3 protein-coding genes are annotated in these 3,216 nt (G+C 71.6%); all 3 read right to left on the bottom strand.

Annotated features, from left to right (window positions below):
• Window positions 1–472: 472 nt before the first annotated feature.
• From ACZ63D_RS11750 to serB, 3 genes are read right to left on the bottom strand one after another with little or no spacing between them, the layout of a single operon-like run.
• Window positions 473–877 (bottom strand): OsmC family protein, encoded by a 405-nt coding sequence (locus ACZ63D_RS11750; protein WP_465354247.1) that lies wholly within the window; start codon window positions 875–877, stop codon window positions 473–475.
• A 51-nt stretch (window positions 878–928) separates the two neighbouring features.
• On the bottom strand, window positions 929–1,702 hold the full coding sequence (locus ACZ63D_RS11745; RefSeq protein ID WP_465354246.1) for a peptidyl-tRNA hydrolase: 774 nt from the start codon (window positions 1,700–1,702) through the stop codon (window positions 929–931).
• Complete coding sequence (gene serB, locus ACZ63D_RS11740; RefSeq protein ID WP_465354245.1) at window positions 1,699–2,928, bottom strand: phosphoserine phosphatase SerB; 1,230 nt, start codon at window positions 2,926–2,928, stop codon at window positions 1,699–1,701. The genes ACZ63D_RS11745 and serB overlap by 4 nt, the downstream gene beginning before the upstream one ends.
• Between the last annotated feature and the right edge of the window lie 288 nt (window positions 2,929–3,216).

Genomic DNA, 3,216 nt, shown 5'->3' with positions numbered 1-3,216 from the left:
AACGATGATGAAACGCCCGCCCTTGCGAAACGGCAACCCTGCCGCTTTCGCACGCGGAGCGCGCTAAACCACCCGCGGCCATCCCCGCTCAGCAGCCCCGCCGCAAACCCCGCCCGTCGACCGGATCGACGGTTTGCGCATCCCCTCACGGCAGTCTGGCAACCCGGCCACGCAACAACCGCCACGGCAACTCCGCGCCCCGCCGCGGCCACCACCCGCCGCCACCGTTCAGCAGCAGCCCTGCCGCAAACTCCGACCACCACCGCCACGCAGCAGCGTCATCGCCCACCGCGCCCGCCATCACCGCGCAGCGGCCCCGCAGCAAACCGTGCCCGTCACCCGCATCGGCGGCTTGCACCCAGCCTCACAGCCCGGCCACGAAACAACCGCCACGGCAGAACCCTGAGCCCCATCGCGGCAACAGCCTCCCGCCACCGCAGCAGTCCACCGCGCCGGGACCCCGCAGCCAGACTCAAGCAGCCGGGAAGGTCTCCGTCACCGGAATGCCCTTCTTCAACGTCCGGCTCACCGTGCACAGCCGCTCGATCGCCCGGTCCACCGCGCCCGCCAGCGCTTCCCGCTGATCCTCGTCCAGGGCTGAAACATCGACGTCGAACGCGACCTGCACCGCGTCCAGTTCCGACGCTCCCTCGCGCCGGTCGGCGGTCACCGCGACCCGGAACTTCGAGTCCTCGCCCACTCGCCGCGTGATCAACTGCTCCGCCGTCACCGCGGAGCAGCCCGCCGCGGCGATCTGCAGGAGTTCCGCCGGGGAGAACGCGCCTTCCGCGCCGGCCCGGCCGATTCGCACCTCCGCGCCGCGCTCGTTGCGGCCCACGAAACTGTGCGTGCCTTCGCGCTGTACTTCCAAGGTCATCCGGGACGCCTTTCCACCCGTCGGGTCACTGCATTGGCCCAACCGCGCGGGTCACGCCGATGTTCCGGGCTGCTGCGCCAGCACGGTGATCGTCCCGGGATCGACCTCGGTGAAACCCGCGTCGCGGACGGCGATCACGCGGTGGTCGCGCCAGCCCGCCTCCGGGTCATCGAGCGGGCACAGTTCCTTCCACCGAGCCGGGCTGGGAGTCCGGACCGCGACGCGATAGTCCTTCGCCGCCCACGCCGCCAGTTCGTCGTCGGGCAGCAGCGACGCGAGGATCATCGTGGCGTGTCCGACCTGCGCGGACGCCTTGCCGACGGTCATCGGGACGTCCGGGTTCAGCATCAGCAGCGGAACGTCGGCCGGGGCGGGGCCAGGAGTGTCGGCGGGCAGTTCGCTGCCGGAGATCTGCAGCCGCGAGACCTCATTCGGGGCCTCCTTCACCAGCCCGGGCACGAGCGCGCGCGCCTGTGCGCCGTCGACCTCGATGGTGATTCCCGGCTGGTCGAGCACTGCCTGCCAGTGCGCACCGCGAGCCCGGCGCGCGACCTTCCGGATGCGATTGTCGAGCCACGCGTGCACCGGCTCGGCCCATTCGCCACCGGGCTCGGCGCGTTCGTCCAGGCACACCGCGAGCGCCGCCGCTGCCGCCGCTTCGAGCAGCGCGGTGCGGCCTGGCGGTTCGGCGCGTTCGATGCGCAGGATGATCGGCATCGCGCGGACCTCGTCCGGGTTCTCGTCGGACGTGTCCGAGGTGTCCTCGGCAGGCAGGCCGAGCCATGAGGCGTAGCGGCTGCGCAGCGGTTCGAGCAGAGGGTTCACGGGCGGGCCAATTCGAGTCCGTCGGCCGCGTCCGCCGCCTCGACCTCGGCACGCGTAACGCCGAGGACGAACAGCACCGCGTCGAGGTACGGGTGCGAGAGCGCGGTGTCGGCGACCTCCCGCAGCGCGGGCTTGGCGTTGAACGCGACGCCCATGCCAGCCGCGGCCAGCATGTCGATGTCGTTGGCCCCGTCGCCGACCGCGACGCACGCGCCGAGCGGGATCCCGTACTCGCCGGCGAACCGGCGCAACGCGGTCGCCTTGCCCGCGCGGTCCACGATGTCGCCGACCACGCGGCCGGTGAGCTTGCCGTCCACGACTTCCAGTTCGTTGGCCGCCGCGAAGTCGAGGCCGAGGTCGTCCACGAGATGGTCGATGACCTGGGTAAATCCGCCGGAGACGACACCGCAGCGGAAACCCATGCGCTTGAGCGTGCGCACGGTCGTGCGCGCCCCGGGAGTCAGTTCGAGCTTCGCCGCGACCTCGTCCATCACGCTCGCGGGCAGCCCCTCCAGCAACGAAACGCGCCGCTCCAGCGACTCGGAGAAGTTCAGCTCGCCGCGCATCGCCGCCTCGGTGATCTCGCGGACCTGCTCCTCGACCCCGGCGTACGCGCCGAGCATTTCGATGACCTCGCCCTGCACGAGCGTGGAATCGACGTCGAAGACCACCAGCCGCTTCGCCCGGCGCGTGATGCCCGCGCGCTCGACGGCGACGTCGACGTTGGCCTCAGACGCCGCGTCGGCCAGCATGGACCGGAGTTCGGCGTCGGTCTCTTCGGTGTCTTCGCGCACCGAGACGTACAGCTCGAGCCCGGTCACCGGGTAGTCGGCGACGCTGCGGATCGAGTCGATGTTCGCCCCGACGCCCGCCAGCCGCCGCGCGATCTCGGAGAACGCCCGCGCGGTCACCGGACGCCCCAGCAGGACGAGCACGTGCGACGAATCGCGCCGGCCGAGCGCGAACGGATCCGCGCCGATCGCGTCGCCGATCCGGACCTCGACCTCCATGCCGACCGTCGCCATCGCCTGCTCGACGGACTCCTGCAACCCCTCGGGATCGCGGTAGACGCCGGCGAGCACGCCGAGCACAAGCTGCCCCCGGATGACCACCTGCTCGATGTCGAGCACGTCCACGTCGTGCCGCGTGAGCACGGCGAACAGCACGGACGAGACCCCGGGCTTGTCCGGACCGGTCGTGGTGATGAGGACGGGAGTCTGGCTCACTGGTTCGGTATCCCTCGTTCGTCTCGGCACCGACGCTTAGGCCACGGCGAGTCGGCACGCCCAGTCTGGCCTCCCGCGGCGGCGGGCAGAACGCCCCCGTGCCGTGCTTCACACCGCCGGTGCCACTAACGGGCGACGAGAGGCTGGGCGTGAGGGGCGGCAAGGCTGGAAGGGCTCGTGAGTGGGGAGGGCGGGGTTTACCCGGACCCCCACCCCCCCAACCACCCCCCCCCCGCCACCCACACCCACCACCCCCCCCCCCCCCCCCGTCGCCACCCCACCCGGCAG

Source organism: Amycolatopsis sp. NPDC104775, from assembly GCF_055583325.1.
This window is presented reverse-complemented; position numbering and strand designations above follow the sequence as displayed.

What these genes read in the sequence shown, in the direction of transcription:
- ACZ63D_RS11750 (WP_465354247.1), bottom strand. Translation starts at nt 877, where the DNA reads ATGACCTTGGAAGTACAGCGCGAAGGCACGCACAGTTTCGTGGGCCGC.